The sequence below is a fragment of the Aliiglaciecola lipolytica E3 genome (genome assembly GCF_000314975.1).
Classification (GTDB): Bacteria; Pseudomonadota; Gammaproteobacteria; order Enterobacterales; family Alteromonadaceae; genus Aliiglaciecola; species Aliiglaciecola lipolytica.
In genome coordinates, this window is record NZ_BAEN01000068.1 from 166,739 (window position 1) to 182,917 (window position 16,179).

14 protein-coding genes and 1 pseudogene are annotated in these 16,179 nt (G+C 40.7%); 9 read left to right on the plus strand and 6 right to left on the minus strand.

The features are described 5' to 3' along the window. Positions 1–159 precede the first annotated feature (159 nt). The 3 genes from accC to aroQ are packed head-to-tail and all read right to left on the minus strand — an operon-like array spanning position 160 to position 2,438. Positions 160–1,503 carry an acetyl-CoA carboxylase biotin carboxylase subunit gene (accC, locus tag GLIP_RS18250; RefSeq protein WP_008846171.1) on the minus strand — a complete coding sequence of 448 codons (1,344 nt, stop codon included), beginning with the start codon at positions 1,501–1,503 and terminating at the stop codon, positions 160–162. 14 nt (positions 1,504–1,517) lie between these two features. Continuing rightward, on the minus strand, positions 1,518–1,976 hold the full coding sequence (accB, locus tag GLIP_RS18255) for an acetyl-CoA carboxylase biotin carboxyl carrier protein (protein WP_008846172.1): 459 nt from the start codon (positions 1,974–1,976) through the stop codon (positions 1,518–1,520). Positions 1,977–2,003: 27 nt separating this feature from the next. Beyond that, on the minus strand, positions 2,004–2,438 hold the full coding sequence (gene aroQ / locus GLIP_RS18260) for a type II 3-dehydroquinate dehydratase (protein WP_040523500.1): 435 nt from the start codon (positions 2,436–2,438) through the stop codon (positions 2,004–2,006). Positions 2,439–2,648: 210 nt separating this feature from the next. Between aroQ and GLIP_RS18265 the strand changes: the two genes are divergently transcribed. The 3 genes from GLIP_RS18265 to GLIP_RS18275 all read left to right on the plus strand — a co-directional run bounded on the left by GLIP_RS18265 (position 2,649) and on the right by GLIP_RS18275 (position 8,631). After that, a complete protein-coding gene (locus GLIP_RS18265) occupies positions 2,649–3,233 on the plus strand; it encodes an acyl carrier protein phosphodiesterase (RefSeq protein WP_008846174.1) in 585 nt (194 codons plus the stop codon). 10 nt (positions 3,234–3,243) lie between these two features. Continuing rightward, positions 3,244–3,873, plus strand: coding sequence for a uracil phosphoribosyltransferase (upp, locus tag GLIP_RS18270; protein WP_008846175.1), 630 nt, complete (start codon positions 3,244–3,246; stop codon positions 3,871–3,873). A 201-nt stretch (positions 3,874–4,074) separates the two neighbouring features. Then, entirely contained in the window at positions 4,075–8,631 is a 4,557-nt protein-coding gene (locus GLIP_RS18275; RefSeq protein WP_008846176.1) for an EAL domain-containing protein, read from the plus strand. A 129-nt stretch (positions 8,632–8,760) separates the two neighbouring features. On the opposite strand, the gene GLIP_RS18280 is transcribed toward GLIP_RS18275, so the two are convergent. Together GLIP_RS18280 and cutA are read right to left on the minus strand one after the other, a co-directional pair. After that, positions 8,761–10,584, minus strand: a complete 1,824-nt coding sequence (locus tag GLIP_RS18280) for a protein-disulfide reductase DsbD (protein WP_008846177.1) — start codon at positions 10,582–10,584, stop codon at positions 8,761–8,763. After that, complete coding sequence (gene cutA / locus GLIP_RS18285; protein WP_008846178.1) at positions 10,581–10,901, minus strand: divalent-cation tolerance protein CutA; 321 nt, start codon at positions 10,899–10,901, stop codon at positions 10,581–10,583. The genes GLIP_RS18280 and cutA overlap by 4 nt, the downstream gene beginning before the upstream one ends. Positions 10,902–11,075: 174 nt before the next feature. Here cutA and GLIP_RS18290 point away from each other — a divergent pair, with 174 nt between their 5' ends. Beyond that, positions 11,076–11,597: an FxsA family protein gene (locus tag GLIP_RS18290; protein ID WP_008846179.1), complete on the plus strand. Its 522-nt coding sequence runs from the start codon at positions 11,076–11,078 to the stop codon at positions 11,595–11,597. A 12-nt stretch (positions 11,598–11,609) separates the two neighbouring features. Here the strand turns inward: GLIP_RS18290 and GLIP_RS18295 are convergent, their stop codons facing one another. Further along, complete coding sequence (locus GLIP_RS18295) at positions 11,610–12,179, minus strand: DUF502 domain-containing protein (protein ID WP_008846180.1); 570 nt, start codon at positions 12,177–12,179, stop codon at positions 11,610–11,612. A 120-nt stretch (positions 12,180–12,299) separates the two neighbouring features. Here GLIP_RS18295 and GLIP_RS18300 point away from each other — a divergent pair, with 120 nt between their 5' ends. From GLIP_RS18300 to GLIP_RS18320, 5 genes and pseudogenes are all read left to right on the plus strand, one after another. Continuing rightward, positions 12,300–12,575, plus strand: coding sequence for a peptidylprolyl isomerase (locus GLIP_RS18300; protein ID WP_008846181.1), 276 nt, complete (start codon positions 12,300–12,302; stop codon positions 12,573–12,575). Positions 12,576–12,778: 203 nt separating this feature from the next. Beyond that, entirely contained in the window at positions 12,779–13,069 is a 291-nt protein-coding gene (locus tag GLIP_RS18305; protein WP_008846182.1) for a co-chaperone GroES, read from the plus strand. A gap of 38 nt (positions 13,070–13,107) precedes the next feature. Further along, a complete protein-coding gene (gene groL / locus GLIP_RS18310) occupies positions 13,108–14,760 on the plus strand; it encodes a chaperonin GroEL (protein ID WP_008846183.1) in 1,653 nt (550 codons plus the stop codon). Between the two features lie 134 nt (positions 14,761–14,894). Then, positions 14,895–15,461 carry a hypothetical protein gene (locus tag GLIP_RS18315; RefSeq protein WP_040523505.1) on the plus strand — a complete coding sequence of 189 codons (567 nt, stop codon included), beginning with the start codon at positions 14,895–14,897 and terminating at the stop codon, positions 15,459–15,461. A gap of 234 nt (positions 15,462–15,695) precedes the next feature. Then, positions 15,696–16,169, plus strand: a pseudogene (locus GLIP_RS18320) (2OG-Fe(II) oxygenase); the annotation flags it as partial. Positions 16,170–16,179: the final 10 nt, after the last annotated feature.

Genomic DNA, 16,179 nt, shown 5'->3' on the forward strand with positions numbered 1-16,179 from the left:
TCCGAAAAATGCTTGAAGAGACAAAAACTTACTACAACCAAGTAGTTCAGCTCAAGTATAAAATTAATTGGCGAAATTAAATATACGTACTGAAATGGATAAAAAAAACGGTCTGTGTAAGGTTAATCACACAGACCGTTTTAATAAGATTGTCTCAGACTAATCTAATTTTAATTTCTTTTCTAAATAGTGGATGTTAGTTCCACCATTGAAAAAGTTTTCATCCGCCATAATACTTTGTTGTAAAGAGATATTGGTTTTAATGCCGTCTACTACCAGTTCGTCAAGTGCATGACGCATTCTGGCGATGGCTACATCACGATTTTCACCATATGCAATCAATTTTCCAATCATTGAATCATAGTGCGGTGGAACGCTATAGCCAGCGTAAATGTGTGATTCCCAACGGATCCCAAAACCACCCGGAGAATGGAACATATTGATTTTTCCGGGGCTTGGCATAAATGTAGCGGGGTCTTCAGCATTGATTCGACATTCAATAGCATGGCCTCGGATCTGAATATCTTTCTGTTCAATCGAAAGCGGTTGGCCACCGGCAATTCTAAGCTGCTCTTTAATCAAATCTACGCCGGTGATCATTTCTGTCACTGGATGCTCAACTTGTATACGGGTATTCATTTCAATGAAATAAAATTCTCCGTTTTCATACAAGAATTCAAAAGTACCCGCGCCGCGATACCCAATTTCAATACACGCTCTACGGCATCGTTCACCGATTCGCTCGCGCGTTTCTGAATTAATACCTGGTGCCGGTGCTTCTTCAACTACTTTTTGATGACGACGTTGCATCGAGCAATCACGTTCACCTAAATGTATGGCATTACCTTGACCATCAGAAAGTACTTGAATCTCAACGTGACGAGGATTTTCAAGAAACTTTTCCATGTAAACCATTTCGTTGCCAAACGAAGCGCCCGCTTCTGCTTTAGTCATGGCAATCGCATTGATTAACTCAGATTCGCCACGTACAACACGCATTCCGCGTCCACCGCCACCACCAGCTGCTTTAACAATAATGGGATAACCAATACGTTTGGCGATGCTTTTGTTGCGTTCTGGATCATCGTTAAGCGGACCGTCTGAACCAGGCACACAGGGGACGCCTGCGCTTTTCATTGATTTAATGGCTGACACTTTGTCACCCATCAATGTAATGGTTTCAGGTTTCGGACCTATGAAAATAAAGCCGCTTTTTTCAACCGCTTCTGCAAATTCTGCATTTTCGGCTAAAAAACCATATCCGGGATGTATGGCAACTGAATTAGATACTTCAGCAGCAGCAATGATGCGAGGGATATTTAAATAACTTTCAGTCGCTGAAGCTTTGCCAATACAGATCGACTCATCTGCCAACAAAACGTGTTTCAGGTCTTTATCTGCAGTGGAGTGTACAGCGACAGTTTTGATACCCATCTCTTTACACGCACGCAGAATTCGAAGAGCTATTTCGCCTCGATTTGCAATTAATACTTTATCAAGCATGATAATAAGCTCGCTTATTCAATAACGAACATTGGTTGATCAAATTCCACAGGCTCTTGGTTGTCGACCAAAATTTGTTTAATTACACCTGCTTTGTCAGCTTCAATTTGGTTCATCATTTTCATTGCTTCTACAATACATAACGTATCGCCAACATTGACTTTCTGACCTACTTCGACAAAAGCGGGAGAACTAGGCGATGCGGAACGATAAAATGTTCCTACCATTGGCGATTTTACTACGTGACCAGACACTTCTGGGCTAGCTGCTGGTGCAGGTGCTGAAGCGGCTGGAGCAGGAGCTGGTGCTGCAACAGGGGCAGGAGCCGGTGCTGGTGCATAATGTACAGAAGCTTGTGGTGAAGCACTGGCTCTGTGTATACGAACCGATTCTTCACCTTCGGTAATTTCTAGTTCAGAAATACCAGATTCTTCTACTAGTTCTATCAATTTCTTTATTTTACGAATATCCATTTAAGCTCTCTTTAGTTACTCATTAAATTAATTTTGGCAATGTTGTTTAGCAGCGATTAGTGCTGCTTTATAACCGTAATCTCCCAATCCGCAAATTACCCCTTTGGCAACGTCAGATAAGTAGGAATGTTTTCTAAATTCTTCTCGGGCATGCACATTTGAAAGGTGGACTTCTATAAAGGGAATACTGACACTTAGCAATGCATCTCGTATAGCCACACTAGTATGAGTAAATGCACCGGGATTAATAATGATAAAATCGGTGTCACCCATAGCAGAATGAATTTTGTTGATCAGCTCATGCTCAGCATTAGACTGCAGATGAAGCAGTTCAATGCCTTCTTGATTTGCTAGAATTTTCAATTCATCTACAATGTCTTGTAGAGTCTTGGAACCATATATAGCGGGTTCACGCTTTCCCAGCATATTTAGGTTTGGCCCGTTCAATAATAAAAATTTCACGAATTTGTCGCTATCTTCTTTTAAATTTCATTGTTGCGATACTCTTAACGTAAACCTGTACAAAGTCAAATAAGAAACGCCTGAAAAACAATCAATTAAAAGTTGTTTGTAGTAATTATAGAGAATAGTGGTTAATTAGCAGCAAAATACTGGTCTTATCAGCGAAGTTGGCTGCTTTTATTTTCTTATTTTAGACCATAAGGCCTTAGTTTGAATTATTTATCTCACATTCACTTAGCTCATATTTCGGAAACGAGCTTATTGGGAAATTTTCTAGGAGATTTTGTAAAAGGAAGTCATTTACAGCATCTTCCAGCTGACATTCGCCATGGCGTGCGTTTGCACCGCAAAATCGATGCATTTACCGATAGCCATGCTATTGTAAAGTCGATTCGCGCTACATTTCCCTCTGAGTTGAGGCGAATGTCTGGCGTACTCATCGATATATATTTCGATCATTTATTGAGTGTGCATTGGCAGCTTTATACCCAGCAATCGAAGCAGGCCGTGTTAGACAACTTTTATCGACAGTTGCGAATGGAGACGGTTCAAATTGATGGACGGTTTGAGCAAGTACGCGGTGGATTACTTAAACATCGTTGGCTAACTACTTATGAAACAAGAAAAAACTGCTTGAACGCGTTTCTGCAAATCGAAAAACGACTAAATATGCGAATTATATTTGCTGAAAAAGGCTATCATTTTGTGAACCACAACCACCAAGTGATTGAACAAGGCTTTTTGGCGTTTTATCCTGAGTTAATTAAATTTGTTCAATCTGATTATTTGAAATAGGGCGCAGCGTATGCCGGTACATGAAATAAAACATCCATTAATAATGCACAAAATTGGACTCATGCGTGCAAAAGGTATCAGCAGTAAAGATTTTCGCGAATTGGCAAGTGAAGTAGGCAACCTACTTACTTACGAGGCGACACGCGATTTAAAAACCGAAAAAACGACAATTTCTGGTTGGACGGGTAAAGCGATTGAAGTTGCTAAAATAAAAGGTAAAAAAATAACCGTCGTGCCGATTCTTCGCGCTGGATTAGGTATGTTAGATGGTGTATTACAATTGATCCCGAACGCAAAAATAAGTGTCGTAGGTTTATATCGTAACGAAGAAACGTTAGAACCCGTTGCCTATTTTGACAAAGTCGTAAAAGATGTCGACTTGCGAACTGCTTTGATAGTTGATCCTATGCTGGCAACTGGTGGAACCTTGATTGCCACCATTGATTTACTGAAGAGCAAAAAGTGTAAAAAAATTCTAGGTTTATTCTTAGTGGCTGCGCCGGAAGGGATTAAGGAAGTCATCAAAAAACATCCTGATGTTGAAATATATGTAGCGTCAATTGATGAAAAATTAGATCACCAAGGCTATATTTTACCTGGCTTGGGAGATGCGGGAGACAAAATATTCGGTACGCGCTAGCAGATAATCCATTAGGACAACATAAGTAGACGATTTTTAAAAAATCGAATGCTATCAATAACGACACAAGCTTTAGACTAATTCGATATGATTATCATACAGTTACTACTATTGATTTTGGTTAATTCGGTGTAAGCTTTGCTTTGGTACATAAATTCAACATCGCTAACTAATCGATTCGTCACTGGAGTGCTTTTTAGTTTGTTTGAAAAGCTTAAAAAAAGGTATGCTTTCATCGGGTTAACTTGCATTCGTCAGTTACTTAACTCAGGTTTGTTCGTACTTCTATTGTTTGGGGCAATTTCATCAGCTTCCGCTGCCCCGTTAATTAACGAACCCAAATTTATTCAACTTTCTACTTCCCAAGGACTTTCGCAAGATACGGTTAATGATCTGCTAATCGACTCCAGTGGTTTTTTATGGGTTGCAACTCAATCCGGATTAAATCGATTTGATGGCTATAGGGTTGTGCACTTTGAGGGAAGTCAAAAACAGTTAGCCGACATTTCAATTGATACCATTTTTGAAGATGAAAATAAGAATATCTGGGTTGGAACAGGTCGTTCAGGTTTGTTCAAAATTGAAACCAGCACCGGTAAAACATCTCTTATTGAAAGCTTTGTTACCCAAAATAGTACCTGGTCAGATCGAGTTACTGATATTAATCAATTGGCCAACGGGCAGATTATTGTTGCTACTGAACGCAGTGTTTATATCGTCAACTCTACGTTAGCTACAGCGTCATTGTTGTATCAACTCCCGGCCAACAAGCAAGAAGCGAAATACAAAATTAATACTGCCCAATTTTTAGATGGTGCGGTGTTATTAGGGCGCAATGATGGGTTGTTTTTGGTTGATTTAGCCTCTAAACAAGTACAGCAAATAAAGCTCAAAGGTGGATTAAATAGTGAGTCAATTAATCAATTAGTCCTCAGCGCAGATCAGACGATTTGGGTTGGCAGCAATACAGGTTTGTTTAGTTTAACAGTTGGTGAAAATAATCAAATTCAAGTATCTGACCATGCTTTAGATTCACCCGTGCTTGAAATTTTCGAAACCAGCAATAACACGCTTTACGTTGGCACAAATATAGGTTTATTTAGCTACGACCCTACTTCTGCGCAGTTACAACACTATTTTAGTCCAATCGATAGTCGCCAATATTTATCTTCCAATAATGTTACTGCGGTAGAAATGGATAGAAAAGGCAATCTGTGGATTGGTTCTCCATTTGACGGCGCTTTATACTGGTCTACGCAAAGCGTGAAATTCGAAAATGTACGTCAAAACCGAGAGGACGAAATTCAGTTAAGTAGTAATAGTGTGAAGTCATTTGCTCAGTTTGATGAGAAAGGACTTTGGATTGGTACTAGCAATGGTCTTAATTATTACGATTTAGACGAACACGAATTGATTGGTCATTGGTTTACCGATGACGTAGTTGGCGCGCAAAGCGCAAGAATCAGAGATTTGGAAACTCTGGGCAACAATACGTTACTGTTAAATACAGATAGTGGACTTTGGGCTTTTGATATATCAACTAAGGCTTTCTCAGCTGCAAACAGCAACAATAAAGAAGCAGAGAAACTGTTAGGAAGTAGGTTAAACAGTTTCGCAAAAGATAAAAGTGGTGTGTATTGGTTTAGTACACCAGAAAAGTTTTACAGATATGATGCTCAATCAGGTGAAGTATCAAGTATTGATACGTTAAACAATACGATTGACGCCAGCGCTTCTTACGGATTTTTGGGAGCAAGCAGTCATCATCAAAATCTATTGTGGATAAGCGAGCGTGAACAGCTTTGGGCATATAATACGCAGACCGATTCCTTACAAAGCGTGCATAAACTTGAACGTGCGAATATGGGGCAGCCTGTTTACCCTGAAAGTGTTATTGAAGATGATAATGGTACTTTGTGGATAGCCTATCCGGGCGCTGGACTTGTTGGCTTAGACGCGACAATTTATACACCTAAATACGGATATGATAAACAAAACCTTTTGCCCAGCAATATGATTTACGGCATTCATTTGGATCAAACTGGGGCGATTTGGATGAGCTCCCACGCAGGATTACTGAAATTTGATTCGACAGGTCCTTATTTACAGCAGTACGGTATTTCCCAAGGTTTAGACGGCAAAGAATTTAACGGCTTGTCACATTTGGTGTTGCTTGATAACCGACTGGTTTATGGTTCACAAAAAGGTCTTACTGTGTTTGATCCTTTGTCGTTTGAAGTGCACGACGGGAACCCGCCACAAGTTTCGATTACAAACATTAAACTAAAATCCAATTCGTTAGAGATGCCGCTGGTCAATTTAGATAAACGTGTTGTTTCACTAGCGCACAGAGATGCTGGCCTAGCAATTGAGTTTTCAACTTTAGCGTTCGAGCATCAAAGCACCACCCAATATCAGTACCGACTAGATGGCGCAGACAGTTATATTTACCCTGCTACTACCGATTCTCAGGTGACTTTTCCGAAGCTAGAACCAGGCCATTATGTGTTTTCTGCAACGGCTTTCGACCCCATAACAGGTTCAGAAAGCGAACCTGCTACTGTGTTTATAAATGTGCAGTATTCACCTTGGTTGTCGCCTGTTGCTTATGCGTTTTATGTCCTTATTTTTGTGTCTTTGGTGTTGTTTTGGTGGTATCGGCGTGACTTACAAAATAAACAAGTGATGGCAGCCCATGCGCAAGCATTGGAAAGTAAAAATCGACTGTCTTTAGCATTAAGTGCAAGTAACAGTAATGTGTGGGAGTGGCGTTCAAAAACTAATCAATTTTATGCCCCTAGAATATGTGAAGAATTGGGCTATGACTATGAAGACAATCTAATTAGTTTTGAACAGCATGTCGATCTTATTCATCCGGAAGATACGGCTATTTTTGCTTCGAATTGGCAGTCATTCAAAGACAAAGAAAGCGATGGCTTAGACGTGACGTACCGATTGCGTTCCAAACTAGGTGAATGGTTTTGGTATCGTGATGTGGGTAATGAAGTCGTTGATAAAGTTGGTTTAGAGAGGGTTGTTGCCGGAACCTATAGTAACGTCACAGAGACGGTTGCTGATCGAGAGAAAGTCAGACTGTTTGGTGAGGCCTTTAAGCATACTCGTGATTGGGTTGTCATATTTAACACACAAATGGTACCGGTAGCAGTTAATACGGCATTTTGTGAGGCTTTCGGTATTAATGAAGATGGCGACTTAAAGATTCAATTGACGCGACTTTTTAAATTGGATGCGGAATATCCCCCACGATTCTGGAAAAAACTTTCTGAGCTAAATGTCACAGGTCACTGGAAAGGAGAAGAGCAGTTAGTTATCGACCAAGGGAAGGTGTCTAATGTACTCATCAATATGACCTCTATCGCCAGTATGCGAGCGCACGGCGAGATCGATTATTATTTGATGATTATGTCTGACATCAGTGAGCAAAAAGAAGCGGAAAATGAATTACGTCGCTTGGCAAACTTTGATGGCTTAACGGATCTACCCAATCGAACCCTGTTGTTGGATCGGATAAAACACGGAATTGATCATGCCGCCCGACATAAATCAAAAATGGGGGTGTTTTTCATCGACCTCGATCGTTTCAAGCAAGTTAACGACAGCTTAGGCCATAAAGCAGGAGATGAATTACTTATTGTCGTAGCACAACGCCTCACGAATTTACTACGGCAAGATGATACTGTTGCCCGTCTTGGTGGCGATGAATTTGTCGTCATGGTTGAAGAGGTGAAACATCCAGATCGCCTCAGCATTTTAGCGCAACAACTAATCGATATTCTGGAAGCCCCTATTCAATTAGGTAATCAAACAGTCAGTGTATCTTCAAGCGTAGGAATCGCGATTTATCCTGGTGATGCCAGCACGCCTGAAGAGCTTTTAAGAAATGCCGATCTAGCGATGTACCACGCGAAGGAGCAAGGCCGTAGTCAGTTCCAATACTTTACTGAGCATATGAATGAAAAAGCGCAAGAGCGCTTGTTAATGGAAAATCGCCTTAAAAAAGCACACCAAAGCAAAGTGTTTATCAATTATTACCAACCAATTGTGAATATTACGAGTGGTCAAGTCGTCGGGTTCGAATTATTGATGCGTTGGCCAGAAAAGGACTCCATGGTGCCTCCTGATCAGTTTATCCCAGTCGCTGAAGAGTTAGGGTTAATTGAAAATATGACGTGGGATGCCTTAGAACGAGCCATGCCGGTATTGAGTGAATGGCAAAGTAAAGGACGTGAGATATATTTGTCTGTCAATCTGTCTGCACGTCACTTCGAACGTCAAATTTCTATTGACCATATTGTATTGTTACTTGAACAATATGGATTACCCGTGTCGTCGTTACGCTTTGAAATTACCGAAAGTGCCCTAATGAGAGACTATGAACGTGCTTTGGAATACATGGATTCGATGCGTCAACATGGATTTGTTATTGCTCTTGATGATTTTGGCACAGGATATTCTTCACTTAAGTATTTGAAGGAGTTTCCCATTCAAGTCCTCAAGGTTGATAAGAGTTTTGTGGATGACATCGGCAACAATAAGAGTAACGAAGCATTAGTTCTGACTACATTGCGGATGGCCGAAAGCCTAGACATGTATTGTGTAGCAGAAGGAATAGAAGAAAAAGAGCAAATTGATTTCTTCAAGCGACATGGGTGTCATCATCTGCAAGGTTATTATTATTCGAAGCCAGTGCCGGAAGAGCAAACAGCGGATCTTATTGCGAAAAGTTGGTTAGTGTAGTTCACAGTTAAATAAGCGTTTTGAACCGCCGCATTAAAACTGAATAATACGGCTTTCTTATTTTTTACCTATTGGCCTCAATAAGCCTCTTAATCTAAAAAAGTCTAGCCATATGGCTGATAGATCGTTTTAATTAAGCGCCTGATTAACATGTTTTGCAAAGGGGGCGGCTTTCATAAAACCAGTAACCCTTGCAGAAGATAATTCATTGCCTTGAGTATCAAAAAACATAATCGTCGGTAGTCCCAACACATCGAATGCTTTTTGAAATTCGATATTGACCGCAGTATTGTCAGTTAAATCTATTTGCATCCAGACCGTATTCGACAAGGCGCTTTGCACTGCAGGATCTGGGAAAGTATATTTTTCAAATTCTTTACAGGCCACACACCAGTCGGCATATAAGTCGACCATGACCGTTTTCCCTTCAGCGTTAGCTGCTTTCAATTTGCTTTCAAAATCTCGCAAATTTTTTACCAACACAAATTGATGGTGTATTGATTGCTGTGAATCTATTGAATTGTTGACAGAATATTGAGCGCTACTGCGGCTTTGATTAAATTGGTGATAGCCATACAAAATTGAGCCGAACAATCCAATAAATATCACTAGGCTGCGCACACCTTTCCAAAGCGTTGCTGGACTATTCTGATTCATCACGTAGAAATAGGTAAAAGTTGCCAGGCCAAGCGCTGACCAAAGGTACTCAATCCAGATTTTAGTTACTAATCTTTCTAAAAAGGTTAATGCAACAACCAGCATCATAAAGCCGAATGCTACTTTAACAATATTCATCCAATTACCTGCTTTAGGTAACAATTTCCCTCCGGTCACACCAAACACAATGAGCGGAATACCCATGCCTAGGCTCAGTGCATACAGGGCGAAGAAACCTAAAACCTGATCGCCTTGTTCGGCAATAAATAACAAGATCCCCGTCAAAGGAGCGGTAGTACAAGGAGAAGCCACTAAGCCAGCGATGACACCCATAACAAATGCACCGATGAAGCTGCCACTTTTTTGTTTATTACTCAAACCATTAAGTTTTTCTTGCCACTTAGAAGGCAACTGCAATTCGTATGCTCCAAACATGACAAATGCAAGAGCCACAAAAATCACGATTAGCACACCTAAAATATAGGGATTTTGTAAGTAAGCAGTAAACTGAGCACCGGCCGATGCAATTACCAACCCCAGAATTGAATAGGTAATTGCCATCCCTTGCACAAACATAAATGACAAGCTGAAGGCCTTCGATGTACTGATTGATTTACCTTGACCAATCACGATGCTTGATAGGATAGGATACATTGGAAAAACACAAGGTGTGAATGCTAACCCAACACCCAACAGCAGAAAAATTGCTAACTTCAAGATAAGTAATTGCTCACCTTTAAGTAAATCTGCTAACTCGAATTGTTGCGATACGGGTAACTCATCATCGCTCTTATTGGCTGAGCTATTTTGCGATATTTGCGTTTCTGAAGAAGCGTCCCTCGCCCCACCTACTTGATCTAAATAGACAACCTGAACCGTTGGGGGATAACATAACCCTGCATCTGCACAGCCCTGATATTGAAGCTTTACAACCGCATCTTTTTCAGACCATTCAACCGTATAATTAATATCTACCTGGTCATAAAACACCGGCTGAGGTTCATCAAAAAACTCATCTTCTTTGATTTTTGCTTCTGGGTAAACAGGCTGACTAATCTCAGCATTTTTTACCACTGTCTTAAATTGGTTTTGATATAAGTAGTAACCTTCCGCAATCGTAAAACGCAGTATTAGCTGCTCACCTTGTTGATCGAAATCAAATTGAAACGCTTGTTCAACGGGCAAAAATTCAGGTTCGTCAGCGAATAAATCTTCAAAAGCTTGATTGCTCTGGGCAATACTTGCCCACGGAAATAATACTAAAACGGCGACCAATATAAGATGTTTAAACTTCATTTAAGGCTACTTTTAATCCAATTTAGATAAGACTCACTACTAGAGACATTATCGAGAATGATCCATTGCGGAATATCATAAGGATGCATGCTTAAGGTTAACTTATATGCTTGCTCCAACTTATTCGACATAGTTTTAATCACTAAATGCATTTCTGAGTCAGTGACAATTTCATCTTCCCAATGATAAAACGAAGAAATCGGCTGAGAAATCTGTACGCAAGCTGCGAGTTTAAGATTGACTAATTCACTCGCTATTTTCTCAGCTTGTTTCTTTGTTGGACAAGTGGTTAATACTATACAAAATTGTGAACTCATTATTACACCTTTCGTGCTTTGGCCATAGTTGACCTGCATAATAGGAGAAGTATTTCAAAAAAAAGAGTTTTGATCTCTTAACTCTGTATAGAATTCAATACTTGCTTGGTCTCATAAGTATCTTGTTAATTTAAAAAACGGCCCCAGATCAAGTTTTTAAGTAAGGAGCGCATTGTGTTTGGTAAATTGTTTATTCTGTTTGCGATATTACCTATTGCAGAGATTGCATTATTTGTGAATGTCGGTGAACAAATCGGTGGCTGGAACACAGTCGCGATTGTCATTGTTACTGCTTTTATAGGCGCTTATTTAGTGCGCCAACAAGGTATATCGACCTTAATGCAAGCGCAAGCAAAAATGCAATCTGGTGTAATGCCAGGGCAAGAAATGGCTGAAGGATTGTTATTGGTAATTGCAGGCGTGCTATTGGTTACCCCGGGGTTTATCACTGATGCTTTAGGTTTTGCGCTGTCACTCCCCTTTACTCGTCCCTTGATAGCGAAAAGTTTATTAAAGAAAATGACGGTGAATGTGGTGTCTGGTCAAGCAGGCAACAGTAGCTACTCTCAAACCACTTATTCTAATCGTACCCAGTGGCAAGAGACGCAACAAGACGGAGACGTTATTGAAGGCGAGTATGTCGACAAAGATGAAGTTGAGAGCCGTCCAAAAATCGACTCTCCACCTGATCGTTAATTGTGGTTCGCATTAGACTTGTTTGGCTTTAACACCACCGGTTAATGCGATTCGCATCGCTTCTTCTACACCGATTTCTAGCTTGGTAACTTGCTGACGACTAACATATAGGGTATACCCACCAATTTGGTAACTCAGGGGAATGTAGACACCAATCTTATCTTCATCTTGGAATACTTCCTCAGCAACTTGGTCAGCGGTTATAAAGCCAATTAGATGCATATTAGGCTGTATTTCAACTGACACTACCGCTTTCGAATTTTCTTTATCACTAATTTGGAATACCGTTAATGTGTCACGAATTGCGCCAAATATAGATTTTACCAAAGGAATTTTTTCTACTTGTCTATTCGCGGTAGCCACTATCCAGCGGACAAAAAACACATTCACCAATAAACCGGTAAGCAAAATAATGACACAGGCGGTTATAATTCCCATTCCCGGAAAATAGAATTGCTGAGGCACATAGGGAAAGAGTAACGCTTCTGCGCCGGACATAAACCAATAAATAAAATACAGTGTCAACGACAAAGGTAAAATAGCGGCTAAGCCTTGAAACGACAAAGACAAAAGCTTTTTCATTAGATTAGAACTCATGATAATGACGAAATACGGGTATAATGACAGAGCTAATCCCAACTAGCTAGAACGTATATGAGTCGAACTCAAGATAAATAGGTATGGTGATAAGGAGCCAGAGAAATGAAAGCCGGTGTATGCCATATACTCGTAAAAGACAAACAAAAAGCCGAAGAGTTAAAATTGCAGCTCGCAAAAGGTGCAAACTTTCAACAGTTGGCAAAGAAGAACTCAATCTGTCCATCCGCAAAACGCGGAGGTGATTTAGGCGAAGTTAAGCCCGGTCAAATGGTCAAAGCTTTTGATAATGTCGTGTTTAAAAAGCCACTTTTGACAATACATGGTCCAGTCAAAACGCAATTTGGTTTTCACTTAATTAAAATACTTTATCGTTCTTAAACTGAGTCATTTCGCTGTTTTGTTAAAAAACAGGCCTAAATCCCATTAAATTTGATTTTTTTTTAACATAAACCCTTGAAGTCAGTACGGCTATCCCCATCTTTGCACGCAGACATTCATTCGAGTTGAGACATTAGGCTCAACTCAAACCCCGAGTTTCGGGAATATTAACTTTAAAATTGGAATTTTCAGGAGATTTGAAAATGGCAATCCGTCCTTTACACGATCGCGTTATCGTTAAACGCCAAGAGCAAGAAAGTAAGTCTGCTGGTGGCATAGTGCTGACTGGTTCTGCGGCTGAAAAATCAACTCGCGGTGAAATTGTTGCTGTAGGTAACGGTCGAGTTTTAGATAGTGGTGAAGTAAAAGCGCTTGACGTTAAAGTTGGCGACGTAGTGATTTTTAATGATGGTTACGGTGTAAAAACCGAAAAGCTTGATGGCGAAGAAGTGCTTATCATGAGCGAAGCCGACATTCTTGCGGTTGTTGAATAACAGCGTAATCAATTAGACAGAATAAGAGGAAATTAAACATGGCAGCTAAAGAAGTACGTTTTTCTGATGACGCTCGCAACAAAATGCTTGCAGGCGTTAACATTCTTGCTAACGCAGTAAAAGTTACTTTAGGACCTAAAGGTCGTAACGTTGTTCTAGACAAATCTTTCGGTGCTCCTACCATCACTAAAGATGGTGTGTCTGTTGCAAAAGAAATCGAACTTGAAGATAAGTTCGAGAACATGGGCGCACAGATGGTAAAAGAAGTTGCGTCTAAAGCAAATGATGAAGCTGGTGACGGAACAACTACCGCAACTGTATTAGCACAAGCTATTGTAACTGAAGGTTTAAAATCAGTTGCTGCGGGTATGAACCCAATGGATCTTAAGCGCGGTATCGACAAAGCTGTTTTGGCAGCAGTTGAAGAACTTAAGAACCTATCTACAGAATGTGCTGACAGCAAAGCAATCGCACAAGTGGGTACAATCTCAGCTAACTCTGATTCAGAAGTAGGCGACCTTATCGCTGAAGCAATGGATAAAGTGGGTAAAGAAGGTGTTATCACTGTAGAAGAAGGTCAAGCACTTCAAAACGAACTAGAAGTTGTTGAAGGTATGCAGTTTGACCGTGGTTACCTATCTCCTTACTTCATGAACAACCAAGAAAATGGCACTGTTGAACTAGAAAGCCCTTATATCCTATTGGTTGACAAAAAAGTTACTAACATTCGTGAGTTATTACCTACGCTTGAAAGTGTTGCAAAAGCATCTAAGCCTCTATTGATTATTGCTGAAGATGTTGAAGGCGAAGCGCTAGCTACTTTGGTTGTAAACAATATGCGCGGTATCGTTAAAGTGGCTGCTGTTAAAGCGCCTGGCTTTGGTGACCGTCGTAAAGCAATGCTACAAGACATCGCTACACTAACTGGTGGTACTGTTATCTCTGAAGAGATTGGTCTTGAACTTGAAAAAGTACAATTAGAAGACCTAGGTACTGCAAAACGTGTTGTTATCAATAAAGACAACACAGTCGTAGTTGATGGCGCGGGTGACGAAGAAGCGATCAAAGGTCGTTGTGCTCAAATCCGTGGTCAAATCGAAGAATCTTCTTCTGATTACGACAAAGAAAAACTTCAAGAGCGTCTAGCTAAATTAGCTGGCGGTGTAGCAGTCATTAAAGTGGGTGCTGCAACTGAAGTTGAAATGAAAGAGAAAAAAGCACGTGTTGAAGATGCACTTCATGCTACTCGCGCAGCGGTAGAAGAAGGCGTTGTTGCAGGTGGTGGTGTTGCGCTAGTTCGTGCAGCAGCTAAATTCGCTGACTTGAAAGGTGACAACGAAGACCAAACACACGGTATTAAACTAGCACTACGTGCTATGGAAGCGCCGCTACGTCAAATCGCATCTAATGCTGGCGCAGAAGCTTCTGTCGTAACTAACGCAGTTAAGAACGGTACTGGTAACTACGGTTACAACGCAGGTAACGACACTTACGGCGACATGCTAGAAATGGGTATTCTTGATCCAACTAAAGTGACTCGTTCTGCACTTCAGTTTGCAGCATCAATTGCAAGCTTGATGATCACCACCGAAGCTATGATCGCAGACGCACCTGCAGATGACGCAGCTGGTGGCATGCCTGATATGGGCGGCATGGGCGGCGGTATGGGCGGAATGGGCGGCATGATGTAATCATCCCCTATTAACTCATAGCTTCCTGAAAGCTTGAAGAAAAGCCCGCAAATCAAATGGTTTGCGGGCTTTTTTGTTTGTTTTCGAATAAGCTTCATTAATCTTTTCGTAATTTACTTTTAATAGCTTGCTTTGTGACGGATCAAACTTACTCAAGTATTAGGTTTCAAAATAGACTGTATTGGCTAATACGAGAAATTCCTTTTTCACCGTATGAACATGGTATTGGGGCTTATGAATTATCGACGGCACAGGTGTTAGGCTTCGACGCTAGTTTTGAGGTTGTTGATGATTGTATTTATTTGAAGTCGCTGATGACGACCCACGATGATAATCATATTGCACTGCCGATTGAACCCACCGGTGAATCAAGTATTGAAACAGACGTTGAGTGGGAGCATGTAAGCCTTGAGGATTTGATTAAACCCGCCCCCGGTGTGGGTAAGTCCGGCCCCCCTCCCGAATTAAATGGGATAAACCCTCAAAAAAGTTATGCCAAACAATGGTTTTATGAAGATGTAATGATGCCTCTTACTTACACAGGTTCATTGCACTTATCGACTCGTGAAATGCTGGAAACCGCGATCAATGACGAGCTTTTTCAGGCACCTAATGGCTGGTTGTTAGAATGTGATAATGGGCGGGTTATCGAAGCGCGTAAAATAGATAATCTAAATGCATTGTTTGATGAAAAAACATGAACTGATTACCCACTTTCTGATGCCGTGAGCAATTTACTGGCTTCCCAATCAAGCCTACCATTCAAAATTATCCTAACGTAGTTAAGAACTTATAAGCTAATGGTACCCCCTCGATTATATATAAAATGTTGATACTGTTTCCATATTTGTCTTATTTATCTTCAAAAATGAATGTAATAAATTTGCGCTTCCTATTACAAATATCAACACATTCACTAGGAGCTAATGTTAATTATGTCAATCACGCAACTTCAGCAGGCACGCGCATTAAAACTGCCTTCACGAGAAGACATGCTCCATCGTGCCCCTTCTGTACAAGAATTCTGGAATAGTCATAGTGACTTACTGAGTCAAGCGTGGAAAGAGTGGGAAAAAAGCGAACGTGATCAGAAATCACCCATTGATAATACGTTGCTAGATGATCGTTTGCGAAATGCGGTTACTCAAGCATGGCTAGATCCTACTAAAGAATCGTCTGTTCGTGAACTCTGGAAAGAAGTCGCGAATGATGTATTCGAGTGCCAATTCTTTAACCCGGATCGCCTTGCTGATTTACGCAAGTATTTGGAAAGTGTATGGGATGCGCAAATTCCGTTACGTCCTCCTTACGGGATTGTACTCAATCGTCGCGGCGCGATGCTGGATAGTCGCTCGCAAGGTTTTCTTGCTGCACCTAGCTTTCAAGCGTTTTATCGTGAGCTTATTAACTGAATCGACA